Below are 20,529 nucleotides of genomic sequence, written 5' to 3'. Positions count from 1 at the left end.
AAAGCCGTCATTCATGACGGCTTTTTCGTATATGGCAACCGCAATCAACGGCGGGTCAGCAATACGCCCGACTCCATGTGATGCGTCCACGGGAACTGGTCGAACAGCGCGCACTGGGTGATGCGGTGCGTGTCGTGCAACTGGGCGATGTTGGCCGCCAGGGTTTCCGGGTTGCAGGAGATGTAGAGGATGTTGTCAAAGCGCCGGGTCAGCTCGCAGGTGTCAGGGTCCATGCCGGCGCGCGGCGGGTCGACGAACACGCTGCCGAACTCGTAGCTCTTGAGGTCGATGCCGTGCAGGCGACGGAATGGGCGCACTTCGTTGAGGGCTTCGGTCAGTTCTTCGGCGGACAAACGCACCAGCGTGACGTTATCCACAGCGTTTTCGCTGAGGTTGCTCAGTGCGGCGTTGACCGAGGTCTTGCTGATTTCGGTGGCCAGCACTTTGCGTACGCGGGTCGCGAGCGGCAGGGTAAAGTTGCCGTTGCCGCAGTACAGCTCCAGCAAATCGTCAGTGCGATCGCCCAATGCTTCGTAAGCCCAGTTCAACATCTTTTGGTTGACGGTGCCGTTGGGCTGGGTGAACGCACCTTCCGGCTGGCGATAGCTGAACGTGCGGCCGCCGACTTCAAGTTTCTCCACTACATAGTCTTGGCCGAGCACTTCGCGTTTGCCCTTGGAGCGACCGATGATGCTGACACCGAGTTCGGCCGACAGCCGGGTCGCTGCCGCATGCCAGTGCTCGTCCAGCGGACGGTGATAGCACAGGGTGATCATCGCATCGCCGGCCAGGGTGGTCAGAAACTCCACCTGAAACAGCTTGTGGCTCAACGCCGCGCAGGCCTGCCACGCCGCCTTGAGCTGCGGCATCAGTTGATTGATGCGCAGGCTGGCGATCGGGAACGTTTCGATCAGGATCGGCGTGCGTTTGTCGTCCTGGGAGAACATCGCGTAATGACGCTCACCGGCCTCGCGCCACAGGCGGAATTCGGCGCGCAGACGGAAGTTCTGCAACGGCGAGTCGAACACGGTCGGCTCTGGCGCATCGAATGGGGCCAGCAGGTCACGCAAACGCGTGACCTTGTCTTCTAGCTGTGCGGCGTAGGCTTGGGAATCGAAAGTCATGCGTTGAACCAACCCAGCTTGATCACGAACAGAATCGACAGAATCACCAGCGCCGGGTTCAGCTCACGGGCACGACCGGACAGCAGTTTGATCGCGGTCCAGGCGATGAAGCCGAACGCGATGCCGTTGGCGATCGAGTACGTGAACGGCATGGCCAGCGCAGTCACTACGACCGGTGCGGCGACGGTGATGTCGTCCCATTCTATTTCTGCCAGGCCCGACATCATCAAGACGGCGACGAACAGCAGCGCCGGTGCGGTGGCGAAAGCCGGAACGCTGGCCGCCAATGGCGAGAAGAACAGCGCCAGCAGGAACAGAATCGCGACCACAACAGCTGTCAGACCGGTACGGCCGCCAGCACTCACGCCCGCAGCAGATTCGATGTAGCTGGTGGTGGTCGAGGTGCCCAGCAGCGAGCCGGCCATGGCGGCGGTGCTGTCGGCGATCAGCGCACGGCCCATTTTCGGCATGTGGCCGTCCTTGCCCATCAGGCCGGCGCGCTTGGCGACACCGATCAGAGTGCCGGAGTTGTCGAACAGGTCGACGAACAGGAAGGCGAAGATCACGCTGACCAGACCGATGTCCAGTGCCCCCATGATGTCCAGCTGCAGGAAGGTCGGGGCCAGCGAAGGTGGCATCGACGTCACGCCATTGAACGCGGTGAAGCCAAAGGCGATGGATACGATGGTCACCGCCAGAATGCCGATCAGCACCGCACCACGCACTTTCAGCGCTTCGAGGGCAACGATCAGGGCGAAACCGAGGGTGGCGAGGATCGGTGCCGGTGCTCTCAGCTCACCGAGGCCAACCATGGTCGCCGAGTTGCTGACCACGATGCCGGCGTTGTGCAGGGCGATCAGCGCCAGGAACAGGCCGATACCGGCAGCAATCGCCGAACGCAGCGGCAGCGGGATGCTGTTGATGATCCATTCACGGATGCGGAAGATCGACAGCAGGAAGAAGCACACGGCCGAGATAAACACCGCGCCCAGCGCCACTTGCCAGGTGTGGCCCATGTGCAGCACGACGGTATATGTGAAGAAGGCGTTCAAGCCCATGCCCGGTGCGAGGGCGATCGGGTAGTTGGCGATCAGGCCCATGACCGTGGAGCCGATGGCGGCTGCCAGACAGGTCGCGACAAACACCGCGCCCTTGTCCATGCCGGTCTCGCCGAGGATGCTCGGGTTGACGAACAGAATGTAGGCCATGGCCAGGAAAGTCGTGATGCCCGCGAGAATCTCGGTGCGCACGTTGGTGTTGTGTGCCTTGAGTTGAAACAGCCTTTCCAGCATGTCTGCTCCCCGTGGCGCGTATGGCGCCGTGAATGTATCGACCTCAACAGCAAAGCACAGACCATCGCAAGCGCCTGAAAAATTGTAGTGGGCCGGAAAAAGCCGCGCATCATACCAGCAGCGTGAGGAATATGGCGGTTGTTGGTGTCGATCGTCGTCGAAGTTTTGCGTTGGGGCCAACTGCGCCATACTGCGCGCTGATTTTTGGGGGATGGGTAACGCATGAGCAAGCGCTGGATGAAGACTTTCGGCCTATTGGCCGTTCTGATGGGCGGGGCGTCTGGCGCCTGGGCTGCGTCGGCGCCACCGTTGACTCAGTTAAAAGTGTTGAAAGTCGAGTCACCAAACTGCGGCTTTGAAGACATCGCTGAAGGTCAGGAGCAGACGCGTTGCGACCACACCGGCCCGAATATCAAGGTTTACGTGCTGGAGGTCGGCTACGGACGTGAGGCGCACATAGCGCTGGACGGTTTTGAGGTGAGCGGTACACGAACCCCGGTCTGCGCTTTTGATAACGGCAATCTGACCGAATGTACGGTAGGTAAGAAAACCGTGGGCTATCTGTATGTGCTCGACCTGGCTGGTAAGCAGGGCGGTATCTTTACCTTTACCAACATGTCCATCAACGCGCCGGGCAACAGGATGTCGACGCAGCTTTACATCAAGTAACGGCGACGACCGAACGAGGCGGGGTAAAGCTGACTACGCTTTGAAGATCACCCAGCGGATAGCGCCCATGACCTTTAGAGCCCTGATTACCCTCGCCGAGGGCATCGATGATCTGCAAAGCGTGACCCTGATCGACGTATTGCGTCGCGCCGGCATCGAAGTGATGGCGGCCAGCATCGAAGGTCGGCGCATGCTGACCTGTGCCCGCGGCACCCGCCTGACCGCCGACGGCATGCTGATCGATGTGCTGGCACAGACTTTCGACCTGATCGTCCTGCCCGGCGGCGCCGTCGGTTCACAACACCTGGCGGCACATCAGCCGCTGCAACAGTTGCTCAAGGATCAGGCCAGCGCCGGACGCCTGTTTGCCGCTATCGCCGAAGCCCCGGCAGTCGCCCTGCAAGCCTTCGGCGTATTGCGTCAGCGGCGGATGACCTGCTTGCCGAGTGCCAGCCATCAACTGTCGGGCTGTACGTTTGTTGATCAACCGGTGGTGATCGACGGCAATTGCATCACCGCCCAGGGTTCTGGCGCAGCGCTGGAGTTTGCGTTGGCGCTGGTCGAGCAACTCGGCGGCAAGGCGCTAAGGGCGAAAGTGGCGGGGGAGTTGCGGGTTTGAGGTGATCAGGCGTGGGCAAAGATAGGCTCAATCGCCGGTTGCTCTCGATGCTCCGCTTGCCATAGATCGTGATCGGTTTGAACACCTGGCCGCGGTATCCATGTACCGCACCTTTTCAATTGATTTGTGTTTGGCATGGCAACGTCATGGACGAACGCTAAACCTTCGCCTCTTCCACCCACTCCGTCATCCGGTCCCGTTTGGCCAGCGTCGGGAACAGCTTTATCCACGTCCCCGTCACCACCAGGGTTCCGATTCCGCCCATCACCACCGCCGGCACGGTGCCGAACCAATGGGCGGTGAGTCCGGATTCGAATTCGCCCAACTGGTTCGAGGCGCCGATGAACAGGCCGTTCACCGCACTGACCCGGCCGCGCATTTCGTCCGGGGTTTCCAGTTGCACGAAGGACGCGCGGATCACCATGCTGATCATGTCCGCCGCGCCAAGCACCACCAGCACGGCCAGCGAGAACCAGAACGAGGTCGACAGGCCGAAAGCGATGGTGGCGACGCCGAAGACGCCGACGGCAGTGAACATCACCCGGCCGACATTGCGCTCCACGGCAAACCGCGCGAGGAACAGTGACATCCCCAGAGCGCCGACCGCTGGCGCCGAGCGCAGCAGGCCGAGGCCCCACGGCCCGGTCAGCAATATGTCTTTGGCGAATACCGGCAGCAACGCGGTGGCGCCACCAAGCAGCACCGCGAACAGATCCAGAGAGATCGCCCCGAGAATATCCGGACGGCTGCGAATAAAGCGGATACCCGCCAGCAGCGAATCCAGCGTGGCTTTGCCTTTATTCAACGGGGTCTGCCGAGCGGGCAGGTTGAGCATCAGCGAGCAGGCAATCACATAAAGCAGCACCGTCGGGCCATACACCCAGACGCTGCCGAACGCATAAAGCAAACCGCCGAGTGCCGGGGCGACGATGGTCGCCGACTGTTGCGCCGATTGCGCGGCCGCGACCGCACGCGGGAACAGCGACGCGGGCACGATGCTCGGCAGCAGCGCCTGGGTGGTCGGCATTTCAAACGAGCGCGCCGCACCCAGCAGGAAGGCGAGGATGAAGATCATTTCCCGGGTGACGTGATCGGTCGCGCTGCCAATGGCCAGCGCGAGTGCGATCAAGGCCTGTAACGACTGACAGATCGCCGCGACTCTGCGCCGGTCATAGCGGTCGGCGACATGCCCGGTGTGCAGCATGAACAGCACGCGCGGTGCGAACTCGACAAGACCCACCAGACCCAGGTCGAGCACGTTGCCGGTCAACTGATACAGGTTCCAGCCAATCGCCACGGTGAGCATCTGAAAACCGCTGGCGGTGAAAATCCGGGCCAGCCAGAACGCAAGAAACGGACGATGGTGACGTAACAGCAGGGGCTCTTGGCTGGGCATCTGGAGGTAGGTCTGGTTCGAGGGGGGAACGACGAGGTTATCACCAGTCTGTAACAGGAAGTTGCTATGACAAAAAATTTAGTTAGCCAGATATCGATTATCCCTGCCCCCCGAACTCTCTGCGACAAGGGAGCACGTCGGTTCGCCACATGGCATGTACTTCAGAGCATTGCCGTAACCGTGAGGCAACTTGTCACGCGGCAAACGACCACGCCGTTCTTCGTCTGAAATGGGACTACTCTTTTAACGTTGCTTGATCCAGATCAAGACCTCTAACGGCATTGATCCGGCGGCCCGTTGGCCAGACTCCCTGCGTTGCGATGGTTGTTTAAAAAGAACGAATCAGAATTCGCCGCACTCCATATCCGTGGGGGCAGTAGGCGTAGGGGTCACAAGCCCCGCAGCCGGTATTACCTGACAGAGGAAGACTTATGTTCGGTTTAGAGGCACTCGATCTCGCCCGAATTCAGTTTGCGTTCACCATTTCGTTCCACATCCTGTTTCCGGCCATCACCATTGGCCTGGCGAGCTACCTGGCGGTGCTCGAGGGTTTGTGGCTGAAAACCCGCAACGACACCTACCGGGACCTCTACCATTTCTGGTCGAAGATCTTTGCCGTCAACTTCGGCATGGGCGTGGTCTCGGGTCTGGTCATGGCCTACCAGTTCGGCACCAATTGGAGCCGCTTCTCGGACTTCGCCGGTGCAGTCACCGGGCCTTTGCTGACCTATGAGGTACTCACGGCGTTTTTCCTCGAGGCCGGTTTCCTCGGGGTGATGCTGTTTGGCTGGAACAAGGTCGGACGCGGCCTGCACTTTTTCTCCACGGTGATGGTGGCGATCGGCACATTGATCTCGACGTTCTGGATTCTCGCCTCCAACAGCTGGATGCAAACCCCGCAGGGCTTCGAGATCGTTAACGGTCAGGTGATTCCCACCGACTGGCTGGCCATCATTTTCAACCCGTCGTTCCCGTACCGCCTGATGCACATGGCGACTGCCGCGTTCGTGGCCACGGCTTTCTTCGTCGGCTCCTCGGCGGCCTGGCACCTGTTGCGCGGCAAGGACAACCCGGCGATCCGCACGATGCTGTCGATGGCAATGTGGATGGCATTGATCGTCGCGCCGATCCAGGCCGTCATCGGCGACTTCCATGGCCTCAACACCCTCAAGCATCAACCGGCAAAAATCGCCGCCATCGAAGGCCACTGGGAAAACAAGGGTGACGAACCCACGCCGCTGATCCTGTTCGGCTGGCCGGACATGAAAGAAGAGAAAACCAAATTCGCCGTGGAGATCCCGTACCTCGGCAGCCTGATCCTGACGCACTCGCTGGATAAGCAAGTGCCTGCTCTGAAGGAGTTTCCACCCGAAGACCGGCCGAACTCGACCATCGTGTTCTGGTCGTTCCGGATCATGGTCGGTCTGGGTTTCCTGATGATCTTCACCGGTCTTTGGAGTCTGTGGTTGCGTAAACGCGACACCCTCTACACCTCACGCCCGTTCCTGTATCTGGCGTTGTGGATGGGGCCGTCCGGGCTGATCGCGATTCTTGCCGGCTGGTTCACCACTGAAATCGGCCGTCAGCCGTGGGTGGTCTACGGGCTGATGCGCACGGCGGATGCGTCTTCCAATCACAGCTTCATGCAAATGAGCATCACCTTGATCATGTTCGTGGTGGTGTACTTCGCGCTGTTCGGCGCCGGCCTCGGCTACATGATGCGTCTGGTGCGCAAAGGGCCGAAGATCAGCGAGGGCGCAGAAACGCCGCAAGGTGGTCCAGGCAAGCAACGCACGCCGGCTCGTCCGCTGTCCGCCGCCGACGATACGGCCGATGCCGATCACGATGGTCCCAGCCTGACCAAGGAGATTTGACTCATGGGTATTGATCTTCCGCTGATCTGGGCCGTGATTATCATCTTCGGCATCATGATGTACGTGGTCATGGACGGCTTCGACCTGGGGATCGGGATTCTCTTCCCTTTCATTCCGGGCAAGACCGACCGTGATGTGATGATGAACACCGTCGCCCCGGTCTGGGACGGTAACGAAACGTGGCTGGTGCTGGGTGGCGCGGCGTTGTTCGGCGCGTTCCCACTGGCCTATTCGGTGGTGTTGTCGGCGTTGTACCTGCCGCTGATTTTCATGCTGATCGGTTTGATTTTCCGCGGCGTGGCATTCGAGTTTCGCTTCAAGGCCAAGGACGACAAGCGTCACCTGTGGGACAAGGCATTCATCGGCGGTTCGGTGGCGGCGACGTTCTTCCAGGGCGTGGCGCTCGGCGCATTCATCGATGGTTTGCCGGTGGTCAATCGACAGTTTGCCGGCGGATCACTGGACTGGCTGACACCGTTCACGATGTTCTGCGGCGCTGCGCTCGTGGTGGCCTATGCCTTGCTCGGTTGCACCTGGCTGATCATGAAGACCGAAGGCAAGCTTCAGGAACAGATGCATAACCTGGCAAGGCCGCTGGCATTCGTGCTGCTGGCCGTGATCGGTATTGTCAGTATCTGGACGCCGCTGGCTCACCCGGACATCGCGACACGCTGGTTCAGCATGCCGAATCTGGTCTGGTTCATGCCGGTACCGATTCTGGTGCTGGTGACGATGTACGGTTTGATCCGTGCCGTGGCGCGCAATGCCAACTACATGCCGTTCCTGCTGACCCTGGTGCTGATTTTTCTCGGCTACAGCGGTCTGGGTATCAGCCTGTGGCCGAACATTGTGCCGCCGTCGATCTCGATCTGGGACGCTGCCGCACCGCCGCAAAGTCAGGGCTTCATGCTGGTAGGCACGCTGTTCATCATCCCGTTCATTCTGGGGTACACCTTCTGGAGTTACTACGTGTTCCGCGGCAAGGTCACCCATGAAGACGGTTATCACTAGGCGTGATCACGATGGCGCTGCCCGCAGCGCCATCTCCCTCAAATGGAGGATGAAGCAATGACCGGCAAACATTCCCTGCACGATATTGAAGAAGCTGAAAAAAAGCCGCTGTGGCAGCGGCTCGGCTGGTTGGCCTTGATCTGGGTCGGTAGCGTCGGCGCGCTGTTTATCGTCGCCAGCCTGATGCGCATGTTCATGAACGCCGCAGGCCTGACCACTCACTGAATCACTCCGTCCCGGCGCCTTCGGGTACGGATTTGTAACCCTCCTGATGGAGGGTTTTTTTTGCCTCGCGGTTTACTTGCGGGCCTTGAGGATCACGAATTTCGGTGTGGCTGCCACTTGCTCAACGCCACGGAACAGCCGCGCCAGTTTGCTGTGATAACCCAGATGACGGTTGCCTACGATGTACAACGCGCCGCCCACCACCAGCGCTTCACGGGCTTGCTGGAACATGCGCCAGGCGAGGAAATCACCCACGACCTGCTGCTGATGGAACGGCGGATTGCACAACACCACGTCCAGCGATTGCGGCTCTTGACCGGCCAAACCATCACCCGCACGCACGATCACATCGCGATCACCGAGCGCGGCGCGCCAGTTTTCGGTAGCCGACTGCACGGCCATGAACGATTCATCGACCAGCGTGTACTGCGCGTCGGGATTTTGCAGAGCGCTGGCAATGGCCAGTACACCGTTGCCGCAACCCAAGTCGGCGACTCGTGCACTGCCAAGATTCTTCGGCAGATGCGGGAGAAACGCCCGGGTGCCGATGTCCAGGCCTTCGCGGCAGAACACGTTGGCGTGGTTAAGCAACTCAATGGCCGGATCGTCAAGGCGATAGCTAGACGGGTAGGGCGACACGGCCGGCGTTTTCGCCTCAGGTGTGGCGATCAGCAGCCGAGCTTTTTTTACTGCCAGTGACGCCTGTACGGGGCCGACATAGCGCTCCAGCAGGTCGCCCGCCGCGCGCGGCAGATGTTTGACCATCGCTGCTGCTACCACTTCAGCGCCGGGCGCCAGTTGCCCTTGCAGGCGAATCAGTTGTTCCTCCAGCAAGGCCAGGGTTTTCGGTACGCGGATCAATACCCGATCGAACGGCCCGAGCAAGGGCTCACTGGCCGGGATACCGCAGATCGCGTCGAACGCTCGGCCATTGCGTAGCAGGTTTTTTTCCAGCCCTTGAAAGCCCAGAAACGAATCACCGCTACTGCTGACCGTCACCTTGCCCAGCAGACTGGCAGCCAATGCCCCGAAGCTGTCGTTGAGCACCAGAACCCGCGTTTCAGCCGTCGGTTGCTGCGCTGCCAGATGATTGAGCAAATATTCGTCAGCGGCATCGAACGCCTGAAGCGGTTCGTTTTGCTGTTCAGGCTGGCGGATAAGGTCGAGTTGGGCGAAGGGCGTATCGAGCAAAGGCATGGGGCGGGGACTCAGGATAATCGACGGATGTCCCGCTGCCAGGGTGACGTACGGCGGAACCCGACCAAGTGAACTGCAACGCAAACGGCTGGCGTCATCACTCAGTGAGGGCACAAATGGTACGTTTTTTTCTGCGCGAATACCCGCACGTTTTAATCTGGAGCAAAGCAATGGGTCTAGATGATTCCGGCTCTGGCGGCCGCGATGACAGCGGAAATCTTGTTGCAGACGTTGAGCTTCTCGATCACGTTCTGCACGTGATAGTTCACGGTGCGTTCGCTCAAGCTGAGGATTTTCGAGATCTCATAAGCCGTTTTGCCACTGGCGGACAATTGCAGCACCTCCAGTTCTCGGGGTGAAAGATGCGGTTGGCGGGACTTGGCGGGCTGTGCTGGCAAGGCCCTGGCGAACAGTTCGCTCAAGTGGCTGGTGGCGTAGAACATATAGCCAAAATGCTCATACAACTCGAGCGGACTGATCGGGCAGTGCTTTCGGGCAAGGCTGATAATGCTGCACAAGCCGCTTTCCTCGTTATGGAACGCCTGAGACCAGCCGTGTTGCAGCCTATGTTCCTTCAATGATTCCCATAACTGAGGCGTCTCGGCGAATACCGTTTCACTCCATACGATCGGTAACATTGAGTGATTGCAGTGTGCTATTACCGGATCAATTTTCCGGAAGTTTTTTTGTGCATATTGCTGATTCCACTCTTCAGGGTAGTTGTTGATTTGCAAGGCGTTAAGATGAATTTCCCGGTGCGGCGAAGTGACTGAAATTGCGCAGAAGTTAAATCCCAGATTCTCGGCAAATTTCAGCAAGATCGGATAAGCGGCATCTATTCCCTTGGCGAAAGTCAGTTGCTTTAATTGCGACTCCTTCCACGTTTCCATTAAAGCTCTCCGTTGGTGTTGCGAAGGGGGGTGCCGAGTGGATCCAAAAGATCCGGCACGGGTCGAAGTGTAGGGTGTTTCCTACGAAGAGTTTAAATTTTTTCGCTCTTGAGGAATTACTTGTGGTCATAAAACGTTCTTAGCAATAGCGATGTTTTGATATGCAACTTGTCATTCTAAATTTTAGTTTGCATAGCTTGCTTGCTTTAAATGCGGTTAATAGATATCGGTGGCGTGTTTATAAAGCCATTACCAATCATCGGTGTTTAAGCGCGCCGATTTGCGGGACACTGCTGGTAATCGTTCAACGGAGTGCCCCATGATCGCCAGTGCAGAGAAGTTTACCGCTCAGACCTTGCTCGACGTGCAGCCCTTGACCTCCAGCTTGTTCACTTTGCGTACCAGTCGTGATGCAGGTTTTCGTTTCCGGGCCGGGCAATTTGCCCGGCTCGGGGTGACCAAGGCCGATGGCAGCACTGTTTGGCGCGCCTATTCGATGGTGTCGTCACCCTTTGACGAGTTTCTTGAATTCTTCTCCATCGTAGTGCCGGGTGGCGAGTTCACCAGCGAGCTGAGCCGTCTGCAGATCGGCGATACCTTGCTGGTGGATCGCCAAGCGTTCGGCTACCTGACCCTTGATCGCTTCGTTGACGGCCGTGATCTGTGGCTCTTATCCACCGGTACCGGGGTGGCGCCTTTTCTGTCGATCCTTCAGGACTTCGAGGTCTGGGAAAAATTCGAACGGATCATTCTGGTGTACAGCGTGCGCGAAGCGCGGGAGCTGGCGTATCAGCAGATGATTGCAGGCCTGGCGCAACGTGAATATTTGAGTGAACACGCACACAAGTTGCGTTTCATCCCGACAGTCACCCGTGAAGCCCATCCCGGAGCGTTGAGCGGTCGCATTACTACACTGATCGAAAACGGTGAGCTGGAACGGGCAGCGGGCGTGGAACTGTCGGCTGAGCATTCGCGGGTCATGTTGTGCGGCAATCCGCAGATGATCGACGACACTCGTGCGTTGCTGAAAAAAAGGCACATGAGCCTCAGCCTCACCCGTCGGCCGGGGCAGGTGGCCGTGGAAAACTACTGGTAAACAAACGGCGCCCTAAGGCGCCGTTTGTCAGGGTGCAGTTAAGTCAGGGCTGATTGTTCCGGGCCTTGAGCAAATCGCGGATCTCGCCCAGCAATTCTTCTTCCTTGGTCGGCACCGGTGGCAGGGTAGGGGTCACGGCTTCTTCGCGTTTCAGGCGATTGATGGCTTTGACGCCCATGAAAATGGCAAAGGCGACGATGACGAAGTCGAGCACGCTCTGGATGAATTTGCCGTAAGCCAGCATTACCGCGGGGGCTTCGCCCTGTGCAGCTTTCAGCGTAATGGCCAGATCACTGAAGTCCACTCCACCGATCAACAGGCCGATCGGCGGCATGATCACGTCGCCGACAAAGGATGAAACGATCTTGCCGAAGGCGGCACCGATGATGATACCGACGGCCATGTCGACCACATTGCCTTTGACCGCGAAGGCCTTGAACTCACTTATCACGCCCATAGGTTATTTCCTTGTTACAGATGAGTTTGGTGTACGCAGTGTAAATCAGCAAAACGCGTCCTGCGCGAAACACCTTCTTACAATGCCCGTTTTAATCGACACATTAATCTACGATTAGTTTGCAAAGTGCCACTAATCGCGCGCGAAATACGCCGTAACTCGCTGATCGGGAAGCCAATTTTTTCAATCATGCCGTTACGTTCTTTCTATTTATGTTCAGCGGCACAGGCCTCTAGCCTTGGGTTGGCGCACCTGGATGCGCCCAAAAAAACCAGAGGAACCTGATATGAATGCCACTCTTGGACTGGGGGCTTTTCCCCATCGCCGCGCACTTGGTGTACTTACCGCCAGCCTGTTGACCTTTTCCGTGCATGCCGCGCCCCTGACCCGGGATAATGGTGCGGCGGTGGGCGACAATCAGAACTCGCAAACCGCCGGCACCGACGGCCCGGTGCTGCTGCAGGATGTGCAACTGATCCAGAAGCTTCAGCGTTTCGACCGCGAGCGCATTCCCGAGCGTGTGGTTCACGCGCGCGGTACCGGCGCCCATGGCACTTTCACGGTGACCAACGACCTCAGCGACTTGAGCAAGGCCAAGGTATTTGCCGCCGGCCAGAGCACGCCGGTATTCGTGCGGTTCTCTGCCGTGGTTCACGGTAACCACTCCCCGGAAACCCTGCGTGACCCGCGTGGTTTCGCCACCAAGTTCTACACCGCCGACGGTAACTGGGATCTGGTGGGCAACAACTTCCCGACCTTCTTCATCCGAGACGCGATCAAATTTCCGGATATGGTGCATGCGTTCAAACCTGATCCGCGTACCAATCTTGATGATGACTCGCGCCGATTCGACTTCTTCTCCCATGTACCGGAAGCCACGCGTACGCTGACCGAGTTGTATTCCAATTCGGGAACCCCCGCCAGTTATCGCGAAATGGACGGCAACGGAGTGCATGCCTATAAGTTGGTCAATGCCAAGGGCGAAGTGCACTACGTAAAGTTTCACTGGAAGAGCTTGCAAGGCATCAATAATCTCACCCCTGAACAAGTCACAAAAGTTCAGGGTCAGGATTACAGTCATATGACCAATGACCTGGTGACTAATATAAACAAAGGCAACTTCCCGAAATGGGACTTGTACATTCAGGTTCTGAAACCACAAGATTTGTCCAAGTTTGATTTCGATCCGCTGGATGCAACCAAGATCTGGCCGGGTATTCCAGAACGTAAAGTTGGACAAATGGTTCTAAACCGTAATCCGGCAAACGTATTCCAGGAAACCGAACAAGTTGCAATGGCTCCGGCCAATGTTGTTCCGGGTATCGAACCTTCCGAAGATCGTTTGTTGCAAGGTCGCGTGTTCTCTTATGCCGACACGCAAATGTATCGCCTTGGCGCTAATGCCCTGCAATTGCCGATCAACGCGCCGAAAGTTGCGGTGAACAACGGCAATCAGGATGGCGCGATGAACTTCGGTGCCAGCCAGTCCGGTGTGAACTATCAGCCGAGCCGTTTGCAACCGCGTGAAGAAACGCCCACGGCGCGTTACAGCCAGATGGCGCTGTCGGGCAGCACGCAGCAGGCGAAGATCCAGCGTGAGCAGAACTTCAAGCAGGCCGGCGATCTGTATCGCTCGTTCAGCAAAAAGGAACGCCGCGACCTGATCGACAGCTTCGGCGGCTCACTGGCCACCACGGATGACGAGAGCAAGCACATCATCCTGTCCTTCCTCTATAAGGCCGATCCGGAGTACGGCACCGGCGTGACTGAAGTGGCCAAGGGTGACCTGAGCCGGGTCAAGGCGTTGGCGGCCAAACTGGCTGACTGATCCGACGCTTATCCCAAGCGGGGCCTGAATCAGGCCCCGTTTTGCCAAAGGAGACTGCTGATGCGTATTTGTCTTTTATTGTTTTGCGGTTGCCTGTCGTTTTCTGCGTGGGCGGCTTCTCCCGAGCAGGACCCTGAAGCCATCAAGGCGCAACTGCAGGACTATTATTTTGACGCGGCCCGGCGGGGTGATGTGCCGATGCTCGATACTTTTATCGAATCCGGATATTCCCTCGATACCCGCGATGACAAGGGTTACACCGCGCTGATTCTGGCGGCGTATCACGGCCAGGCGCCTGCGGTTGAAAGGCTACTCGCCGCCGGGGCGGATGCCTGTGCTCAGGATCAACGCGGCAACACGGCGCTGATGGGCGCGATTTTCAAAGGCGAATTGCAGATTGCCCGGCGTTTGATGGCCACCGATTGCAGTCCCGACCAACGTAACGGTGCCGGTCAGACGGCCGCCATGTACGCCGGATTGTTCAAGCGTCAGGAATTGCTCGACGCGCTGAAAGCCAAAGGCGCCGATCTGAATGCCGAAGATCCGCTGGGTAACAGCGCCGCACGTCTGGCCAGCGGGGAAATCCGTACCGCCGCGCCGCGCTGATCGGCAGCGCGTGCGTTATCATCGCGGTTTTTGTCGGGGGTTCTGATGGCCAAGGCCAAGCGCATGTACGGCTGCACCGAGTGCGGCGCAACCTTTCCCAAGTGGGCCGGCCAGTGTGGCGAGTGCGGTGCCTGGAACACCTTGACCGAAACCATGATCGAGAGCGGCGGCGCGACGGCGCCCACCGGTCGCACCGGTTGGGCCGGGCAACAGGCGCAGATCAAGACGCTGGCCGAAGTCAGCATCGAAGAAATTCCGCGGTTTTCTACTGCCTCCGGAGAACTGGACCGGGTGCTCGGTGGCGGGCTGGTCGATGGCTCGGTAGTGCTGATTGGTGGTGATCCGGGGATCGGCAAGTCAACGATTCTGTTGCAGACCCTTTGCAACCTCGCCAAGAGCATGCCGGCACTGTACGTCACCGGCGAAGAATCCCAGCAGCAAGTAGCCATGCGCGCCCGTCGCCTCGGCTTACCGCAGGATCAACTGCGGGTGATGACCGAAACCTGCATCGAAACCATCATCGCCACTGCTCGTCAGGAAAAACCCAAGGTGATGGTGATCGACTCGATCCAGACGATCTTCACCGAGCAACTGCAATCGGCGCCCGGCGGCGTGTCCCAGGTGCGCGAAAGTGCGGCGCTGCTGGTGAGATACGCCAAGCAAAGCGGCACTGCGATTTTCCTCGTCGGCCACGTCACCAAGGAAGGCGCGCTTGCCGGCCCGCGCGTGCTGGAACACATGGTCGACACCGTGCTGTATTTCGAAGGTGAATCCGATGGCCGTTTGCGTTTGCTGCGGGCGGTGAAAAACCGTTTTGGTGCGGTCAACGAACTCGGTGTGTTCGGCATGACCGACAAGGGACTTAAAGAAGTCTCAAACCCATCGGCGATTTTTCTCACCCGCGCTCAGGAAGAGGTCCCGGGCAGTGTGGTGATGGCGACGTGGGAGGGCACTCGGCCGATGCTGGTGGAAGTGCAGGCGCTGGTCGATGACAGTCATCTGGCCAACCCGCGCCGGGTGACGCTGGGTCTTGATCAGAACCGATTGGCGATGTTGCTGGCGGTTCTGCATCGACACGGCGGCATTCCGACCCATGATCAGGACGTCTTCCTTAACGTGGTCGGCGGGGTGAAGGTGCTGGAAACGGCGTCTGACCTGGCGCTGATGGCGGCTGTCATGTCGAGCTTGCGCAATCGACCATTGCCGCATGACCTGTTGGTGTTCGGTGAAGTGGGTCTGTCCGGCGAAGTGCGTCCGGTGCCGAGCGGGCAGGAGCGATTGAAGGAAGCCGCCAAGCATGGATTCAAACGGGCGATCGTGCCCAAGGGCAACGCGCCAAAAGAGTCGCCGCCGGGCTTGCAGATCATCGCCGTGACCCGCCTGGAACAGGCCCTCGACGCGCTCTTCGAATAAATCACCGACCCCTGTAGGAGTGAGCCTGCTCGCGATAGCGGTGAACCAGTCAACGCAAATGTTGAATGACACACCGCAATCGCGAGCAGGCTCACTCCCACATTTGATCTGTGGTGGATTCTAGATTTCGATCAGGGCGGCCAACTCGCGCTCCAGTTCGGCTTCGTCGGCCAGATTGAGTTCGATCAAGCGCCGCAAGCGCTGGATCGACTCCAGGCTGATATGCCGGCAGACAAAGCCCAACTGGCCATTTTCTTCATGGGCCAGATGCACATCCATCTCGATATCGACGTCATCGCTCAGTTGGATGTCGACGAAAAAATCCTTCTCCCGATCGCCCAGCCAAGGCTCCGGCCGTTCGATCAACAGCCCCTTCAGCGACAGGTCGATCAGCTTCACCGGCCAGATATATTCACCTTGACGTAGCTCGGTTTTGGCATCGAACGCAATACGTTTGAAACGACGACGATTGGCTGGGTGCTCGCTCATGGCGTAATCCTCCAGAAGGTTCGCTGACTATAGACCCCGAAAGCGGGGGGCGGCCAATCGTTAAGGCGTCTAGACCAATGTCGGGGTATGGCCTTTGTCGCCGTAAGCGCTAAACTCGGGGTGGCTGTCTTTCTTGTCCACCCTGGCTGGAATAATAAAATGAAAAATAATAATAGCCTGCTACGCCACTTACCCTGGCTAGTGCTGGCAATCGTAGGAGCGTGCGCCCTGGGCGTAGTGGCATTGCGCCGAGGCGAGGCGATCAACGCCTTGTGGATTGTGGTCGCTGCCGTGGCCATTTATCTGGTTGCGTACCGTTACTACAGCCTGTTCATCGCTAACAATGTGATGCAACTCGATCCGCGTCGGGCCACCCCCGCCGTGCTCAACAACGATGGGCTGGACTACGTTCCAACCAACAAACATATTCTCTTCGGTCACCACTTCGCGGCCATTGCTGGCGCGGGGCCTCTGGTCGGTCCGGTTCTGGCGGCGCAAATGGGCTACTTGCCCGGCACGCTTTGGCTGATCGCCGGTGTGGTGCTGGCGGGCGCGGTGCAGGACTTCATGGTTCTGTTCATGTCGACCCGTCGCAATGGCCGTTCCCTGGGCGACATGGTGCGTGAAGAAATGGGCCGCATTCCCGGCACCATCGCCCTGTTCGGCTGCTTCCTGATCATGATCATCATCCTCGCGGTGCTGGCGCTGATCGTGGTCAAAGCCCTGGCCGAGAGCCCATGGGGCATCTTCACCGTGATGGCGACCATCCCGATCGCGATGTTCATGGGCATTTACATGCGCTACATCCGTCCGGGTCGCATTGGTGAGATCTCTGTGGTCGGCGTGTTGCTGCTGCTGGGTTCGATCTGGCTCGGTGGGCAGATCGCCGCCGATCCGGTGTGGGCCAAGGCGTTCACCTTCACCGGAGTGCAGATTACCTGGATGTTGGTTGGCTACGGCTTTGTGGCCGCTTCATTGCCGGTGTGGCTGATTCTGGCGCCGCGTGACTACCTCTCCACTTTCCTCAAGATCGGTACCATCGTCGCTTTGGCGATCGGCATTCTGGTGACCATGCCTGAGCTGAAAATGCCCGCGCTGACCCAGTTCGTCGACGGCACTGGCCCGGTGTGGAAGGGCGGTCTGTTCCCGTTCCTGTTCATCACCATCGCTTGCGGTGCGGTCTCCGGTTTCCACGCGCTGATCTCGTCGGGCACCACGCCGAAGTTGCTGGATAACGAAACCAACGCCCGTTACATCGGTTACGGCGGCATGCTGATGGAATCGTTCGTCGCCATCATGGCGATGGTCGCTGCTTCGGTGATCGAGCCAGGCGTGTACTTCGCCATGAACAGCCCGGCAGCAGTCGTCGGCAGTGATGTGGTGTCGGTTGCGCAAGTGGTCACCAGTTGGGGCTTCGCGATCACGCCTGAGGCGCTGCAAGCCGTGGCGCACGATATTGGCGAGACCACGATTCTGGCCCGTGCCGGTGGTGCGCCGACCCTGGCGGTCGGTATCGCGCAGATCCTGCACAGTGTCCTGCCGGGTGAAAACACCATGGCGTTCTGGTACCACTTCGCGATCCTGTTCGAGGCGCTGTTCATCCTCACCGCTGTAGACGCCGGCACTCGTGCCGGGCGTTTTATGCTCCAGGATCTGCTCGGCTCTTTCGTACCGGCGCTGAAACGTACCGAATCGTGGACTGCCAACCTGATCGCCACCGCCGGTTGTGTGGCAATGTGGGGCTGGTTGCTGTACCAGGGCGTGGTCGATCCACTGGGCGGCATCAACACCCTGTGGCCGCTGTTTGGTATCTCCAACCAGATGCTGGCCGGTATCGCGCTGATGCTCGGCACCGTGGTCCTGATCAAAATGAAGCGTCAGCGCTACATCTGGGTCACCCTGCTGCCGGCCACCTGGCTGCTGATCTGCACCACCACTGCGGGCTTCATCAAGCTGTTCGACGCCAACCCTGCGATCGGCTTCCTGTCGCTGGCCAAGAAGTACAGCGATGCGCTGGCCAATGGTCAGGTGCTCGCGCCAGCGAAAAGCGTCGAGCAGATGCAGCACGTGATCTTCAACGCCTACACCAACGCAACGCTGACGGCGCTGTTCCTGTTTGTGGTATTCAGCATCCTGTTCTATGCGCTCAAAGTCGGCATCGCCGCTTGGGGCAAAAAAGAGCGTACGGATAAAGAATCGCCATTCCAGGCCCTGCCGGATGCGTAACCAGAGGATTGCACGATGTTCAATGACCTGAGTCGCCTCGGTAAATACCTCGGTCAGGCTGCGCGCCTGATGGTCGGCATGCCCGACTACGACACCTACGTCGAGCATATGCAAACCAAGCACCCGGACAAACCGGTGATGAGCTACGAGATGTTCTTCCGCGAACGTCAGGAGGCCCGTTACGGTGGCAAGGGTGGGCCGAAGTGCTGTTGAGCTGACAGCCTGAGGTTGTTGTAATCCCCCTGTGGGAGCTAGCCTGCTAGCGATAGCGGAGTGTCATTCGACAGCGATTTCGACTGACACACCCTCATCGCCAGCAGGCTCGCTCCCACATTTGTTTTTGCGTTCCTTTTAAGGAGATCGGGTTTTGTCTTCTCCCATACCTGTCACGGTACTCAGCGGTTTCCTCGGCGCCGGCAAGACCACCTTGTTGCGGCACCTGTTGAAAGCCGAGCACGCCCTGAAAATCGCCGTGATCGAAAACGAATTCAGCGACGCCGGCATCGACACTCAGTTGCTTGGCGACGAACCGGTGCAAGTCATGACCCTGGCCAACGGCTGTGTCTGCTGCACCATCCACACCGATCTGACCAAAGCCCTGTACTTGTTGCTCGAACGCCTCGACAGCGGCGAAATCGCTTTCGACCGACTGGTGATCGAGTGCACCGGTCTGGCTGATCCGGCGCCCGTGGCGCAGACCTTTTTCATCGATGAAGAACTGCGTGAGCGTTACCTGCTCGACGGCATCATCACCTTGGTCGATGCCGCTCACGCGGATGTGCACTTGACCCAGACCATCGCTCAGGCACAGATCGGTTTCGCTGACCGCTTGCTGGTGAGCAAAACTGATCTGGTGGATGAAGCAGCGTTCACCGCATTGAGTGAGCGCCTGACGCGGATCAACCGTCGTGCGCCGATCCGTGTGGTCGAGCACGGCAACATCGATCTGGCTGAATTGCTCGACGTGCGCGGCTTCAACCTCAACGCCGATCTCGGCGGTGGGCTGAGTCTGCGTCCGGTCAGCAAGGCGCCGTCGATCGACCGCATCTCCAGCCTCGTGCTGCGCACCGAGCAGCCCCTGGATATCGATCAGCTCAGCGAGTTCATGAATGAGTTGCTGGAAGAACATGGCAAACAATTGCTGCGTTACAAAGGCGTGCTGAACATTGCCGGGGAAGATCGGCGCTTGGTGTTTCAGGGTGTGCTGAAACTCTATGGTTTCGACTGGGACACCGAATGGGCCGAAGGTGAGGCGCGGGAAAGTGTGATTGTGTTTATTGCTGATGACTTGCCGGAAGAAAAGATTCGGGCGGGGTTTGCCAGGGTGGCCGCAGCCTGAAATATTTTCGTCATCAGCGATGACGCTATCGCGGGCTTGCCCGCGATGGCGATCTATCCGGCGGCGCAGTGCTCGTTGACGGAATACAGCAGGGTGCCCTCCAAATGATCCAGATGTTGATTCATCAAAATCACCGCTTTGGTAACATCCCCACACTCCACCGCCTCAACCAAAGCCAGATGCTCCTGCCATGCGCAACAGCTGTGCGTAGTCCCGCCACACCGCGCAATCGCCAATGACGTGAGCGGCACCAGACTGCCGAGAAAATGCGCCAACGGTGCATTCCCCGCCATCTGCGCCAATTGCAGATGAAACTCCCCGGATAACCGAATCGCCGCACCGCGCCGATCCTGCTCCACAGCCTGATGTTCCCGTTCGATCAAGGCTCGAAGCCGTTTCAGATCTTCAGCCTGTGGTTGCTGGCACGCCAACCGCACCAAGGTGTTTTCCGTCAGCCGCCGGGCATGCAACGCCTGTCGCGTCTGCTCCGTGTCCGGCGCCGCAATCCGTGGTCGATGATTGGCGCGCAGCACGACGATGTGCTCATGGGACAGCTGCGTCAGCACCCGCCGAACATCCGCGCGGCTGACAGCAAACATCTGCTTGAGGCTGTCCTCGGTCAAACGGCTGGCCGGGTCGATGCGCTGCTCCAGAATCGCATCGAGCAGCCGTGGATACAGATCATCTACTGGCTCGCGCTGGCGGGAGAAGGGCAGGGGCGCTGCGCTCGCCCGAGCGTGCGATGGCGTGGCAAGACTGTTCATGACCGGTCTCCTGT

20 protein-coding genes are annotated in these 20,529 nt (G+C 58.8%); 12 read left to right on the top strand and 8 right to left on the bottom strand.

Annotated features, from left to right (window positions below; translation table 11 throughout):
• Nucleotides 1-44 precede the first annotated feature (44 nt).
• Both trmA and PSH79_RS23830 read right to left on the bottom strand, forming a co-directional pair.
• Nucleotides 45-1,124 carry a tRNA (uridine(54)-C5)-methyltransferase TrmA gene (gene trmA / locus PSH79_RS23835; RefSeq protein ID WP_305439919.1) on the bottom strand — a complete coding sequence of 360 codons (1,080 nt, stop codon included), beginning with the start codon at nucleotides 1,122-1,124 and terminating at the stop codon, nucleotides 45-47.
• Nucleotides 1,121-2,416, bottom strand: coding sequence for an NCS2 family permease (locus tag PSH79_RS23830; protein ID WP_305439918.1), 1,296 nt, complete (start codon nucleotides 2,414-2,416; stop codon nucleotides 1,121-1,123). Before PSH79_RS23830 ends, trmA begins: the two co-directional genes overlap by 4 nt.
• Nucleotides 2,417-2,638: 222 nt before the next feature.
• On the opposite strand from PSH79_RS23830, the gene PSH79_RS23825 reads away from it, so the two are divergent.
• Together PSH79_RS23825 and PSH79_RS23820 are read left to right on the top strand one after the other, a co-directional pair.
• The gene (locus PSH79_RS23825) at nucleotides 2,639-3,085 is read left to right on the top strand and encodes a DUF4879 domain-containing protein (protein ID WP_305439917.1); all 447 of its coding nucleotides are present in this window, start codon (nucleotides 2,639-2,641) and stop codon (nucleotides 3,083-3,085) included.
• A gap of 67 nt (nucleotides 3,086-3,152) precedes the next feature.
• Nucleotides 3,153-3,704: a DJ-1 family glyoxalase III gene (locus tag PSH79_RS23820; protein ID WP_305439916.1), complete on the top strand. Its 552-nt coding sequence runs from the start codon at nucleotides 3,153-3,155 to the stop codon at nucleotides 3,702-3,704.
• A gap of 157 nt (nucleotides 3,705-3,861) precedes the next feature.
• Here PSH79_RS23820 and PSH79_RS23815 read toward each other — a convergent pair whose 3' ends face one another.
• Complete coding sequence (locus PSH79_RS23815; protein ID WP_305439915.1) at nucleotides 3,862-5,100, bottom strand: MFS transporter; 1,239 nt, start codon at nucleotides 5,098-5,100, stop codon at nucleotides 3,862-3,864.
• A 431-nt stretch (nucleotides 5,101-5,531) separates the two neighbouring features.
• Here PSH79_RS23815 and PSH79_RS23810 point away from each other — a divergent pair, with 431 nt between their 5' ends.
• The 3 genes from PSH79_RS23810 to PSH79_RS23800 are packed head-to-tail and all read left to right on the top strand — an operon-like array spanning nucleotide 5,532 to nucleotide 8,210.
• Nucleotides 5,532-6,974, top strand: a complete 1,443-nt coding sequence (locus PSH79_RS23810) for a cytochrome ubiquinol oxidase subunit I (RefSeq protein WP_305439914.1) — start codon at nucleotides 5,532-5,534, stop codon at nucleotides 6,972-6,974.
• A 3-nt stretch (nucleotides 6,975-6,977) separates the two neighbouring features.
• Complete coding sequence (gene cydB, locus PSH79_RS23805) at nucleotides 6,978-7,985, top strand: cytochrome d ubiquinol oxidase subunit II (RefSeq protein WP_305439913.1); 1,008 nt, start codon at nucleotides 6,978-6,980, stop codon at nucleotides 7,983-7,985.
• 57 nt (nucleotides 7,986-8,042) lie between these two features.
• Nucleotides 8,043-8,210, top strand: a complete 168-nt coding sequence (locus tag PSH79_RS23800; protein WP_116029815.1) for a DUF2474 domain-containing protein — start codon at nucleotides 8,043-8,045, stop codon at nucleotides 8,208-8,210.
• Between the two features lie 72 nt (nucleotides 8,211-8,282).
• Here the strand turns inward: PSH79_RS23800 and PSH79_RS23795 are convergent, their stop codons facing one another.
• The gene (locus tag PSH79_RS23795; RefSeq protein ID WP_305439912.1) at nucleotides 8,283-9,407 is read right to left on the bottom strand and encodes a class I SAM-dependent methyltransferase; all 1,125 of its coding nucleotides are present in this window, start codon (nucleotides 9,405-9,407) and stop codon (nucleotides 8,283-8,285) included.
• 176 nt (nucleotides 9,408-9,583) lie between these two features.
• A complete protein-coding gene (locus PSH79_RS23790; RefSeq protein WP_305439911.1) occupies nucleotides 9,584-10,297 on the bottom strand; it encodes an autoinducer binding domain-containing protein in 714 nt (237 codons plus the stop codon).
• Between the two features lie 319 nt (nucleotides 10,298-10,616).
• Between PSH79_RS23790 and PSH79_RS23785 the strand changes: the two genes are divergently transcribed.
• Nucleotides 10,617-11,393: a ferredoxin--NADP reductase gene (locus PSH79_RS23785; protein ID WP_305439910.1), complete on the top strand. Its 777-nt coding sequence runs from the start codon at nucleotides 10,617-10,619 to the stop codon at nucleotides 11,391-11,393.
• 43 nt (nucleotides 11,394-11,436) lie between these two features.
• Here PSH79_RS23785 and mscL read toward each other — a convergent pair whose 3' ends face one another.
• A complete protein-coding gene (gene mscL, locus PSH79_RS23780; protein ID WP_305439909.1) occupies nucleotides 11,437-11,850 on the bottom strand; it encodes a large-conductance mechanosensitive channel protein MscL in 414 nt (137 codons plus the stop codon).
• Between the two features lie 286 nt (nucleotides 11,851-12,136).
• Here mscL and PSH79_RS23775 point away from each other — a divergent pair, with 286 nt between their 5' ends.
• Genes PSH79_RS23775 through radA form a run of 3 tightly spaced genes read left to right on the top strand, consistent with a single transcriptional unit; the run spans nucleotide 12,137 to nucleotide 15,697 of the window.
• Nucleotides 12,137-13,678 (top strand): catalase, encoded by a 1,542-nt coding sequence (locus PSH79_RS23775; RefSeq protein WP_305439908.1) that lies wholly within the window; start codon nucleotides 12,137-12,139, stop codon nucleotides 13,676-13,678.
• Between the two features lie 60 nt (nucleotides 13,679-13,738).
• Entirely contained in the window at nucleotides 13,739-14,284 is a 546-nt protein-coding gene (locus PSH79_RS23770) for an ankyrin repeat domain-containing protein (protein ID WP_305439907.1), read from the top strand.
• A 45-nt stretch (nucleotides 14,285-14,329) separates the two neighbouring features.
• Complete coding sequence (gene radA / locus PSH79_RS23765) at nucleotides 14,330-15,697, top strand: DNA repair protein RadA (protein ID WP_007909773.1); 1,368 nt, start codon at nucleotides 14,330-14,332, stop codon at nucleotides 15,695-15,697.
• 120 nt (nucleotides 15,698-15,817) lie between these two features.
• On the opposite strand, the gene PSH79_RS23760 is transcribed toward radA, so the two are convergent.
• Nucleotides 15,818-16,186, bottom strand: coding sequence for a PilZ domain-containing protein (locus PSH79_RS23760; RefSeq protein WP_305439906.1), 369 nt, complete (start codon nucleotides 16,184-16,186; stop codon nucleotides 15,818-15,820).
• A 159-nt stretch (nucleotides 16,187-16,345) separates the two neighbouring features.
• On the opposite strand from PSH79_RS23760, the gene PSH79_RS23755 reads away from it, so the two are divergent.
• From PSH79_RS23755 to yjiA, 3 genes are all read left to right on the top strand, one after another.
• On the top strand, nucleotides 16,346-18,412 hold the full coding sequence (locus tag PSH79_RS23755) for a carbon starvation CstA family protein (protein ID WP_305439904.1): 2,067 nt from the start codon (nucleotides 16,346-16,348) through the stop codon (nucleotides 18,410-18,412).
• A 15-nt stretch (nucleotides 18,413-18,427) separates the two neighbouring features.
• Nucleotides 18,428-18,625 (top strand): YbdD/YjiX family protein, encoded by a 198-nt coding sequence (locus PSH79_RS23750; RefSeq protein WP_003228401.1) that lies wholly within the window; start codon nucleotides 18,428-18,430, stop codon nucleotides 18,623-18,625.
• A gap of 154 nt (nucleotides 18,626-18,779) precedes the next feature.
• A complete protein-coding gene (yjiA, locus tag PSH79_RS23745; protein ID WP_305439903.1) occupies nucleotides 18,780-19,751 on the top strand; it encodes a GTPase in 972 nt (323 codons plus the stop codon).
• A gap of 53 nt (nucleotides 19,752-19,804) precedes the next feature.
• On the opposite strand, the gene PSH79_RS23740 is transcribed toward yjiA, so the two are convergent.
• The gene (locus PSH79_RS23740) at nucleotides 19,805-20,515 is read right to left on the bottom strand and encodes a GntR family transcriptional regulator (protein ID WP_305439901.1); all 711 of its coding nucleotides are present in this window, start codon (nucleotides 20,513-20,515) and stop codon (nucleotides 19,805-19,807) included.
• Between the last annotated feature and the right edge of the window lie 14 nt (nucleotides 20,516-20,529).

Origin of the sequence: Pseudomonas sp. FP2196 (genome assembly GCF_030687715.1) — a bacterium.
Lineage (GTDB): Bacteria > Pseudomonadota > Gammaproteobacteria > Pseudomonadales > Pseudomonadaceae > Aquipseudomonas.
Note: the sequence above shows the minus strand (reverse complement) of the source record. Positions and strands in the feature narration are given on the sequence as shown.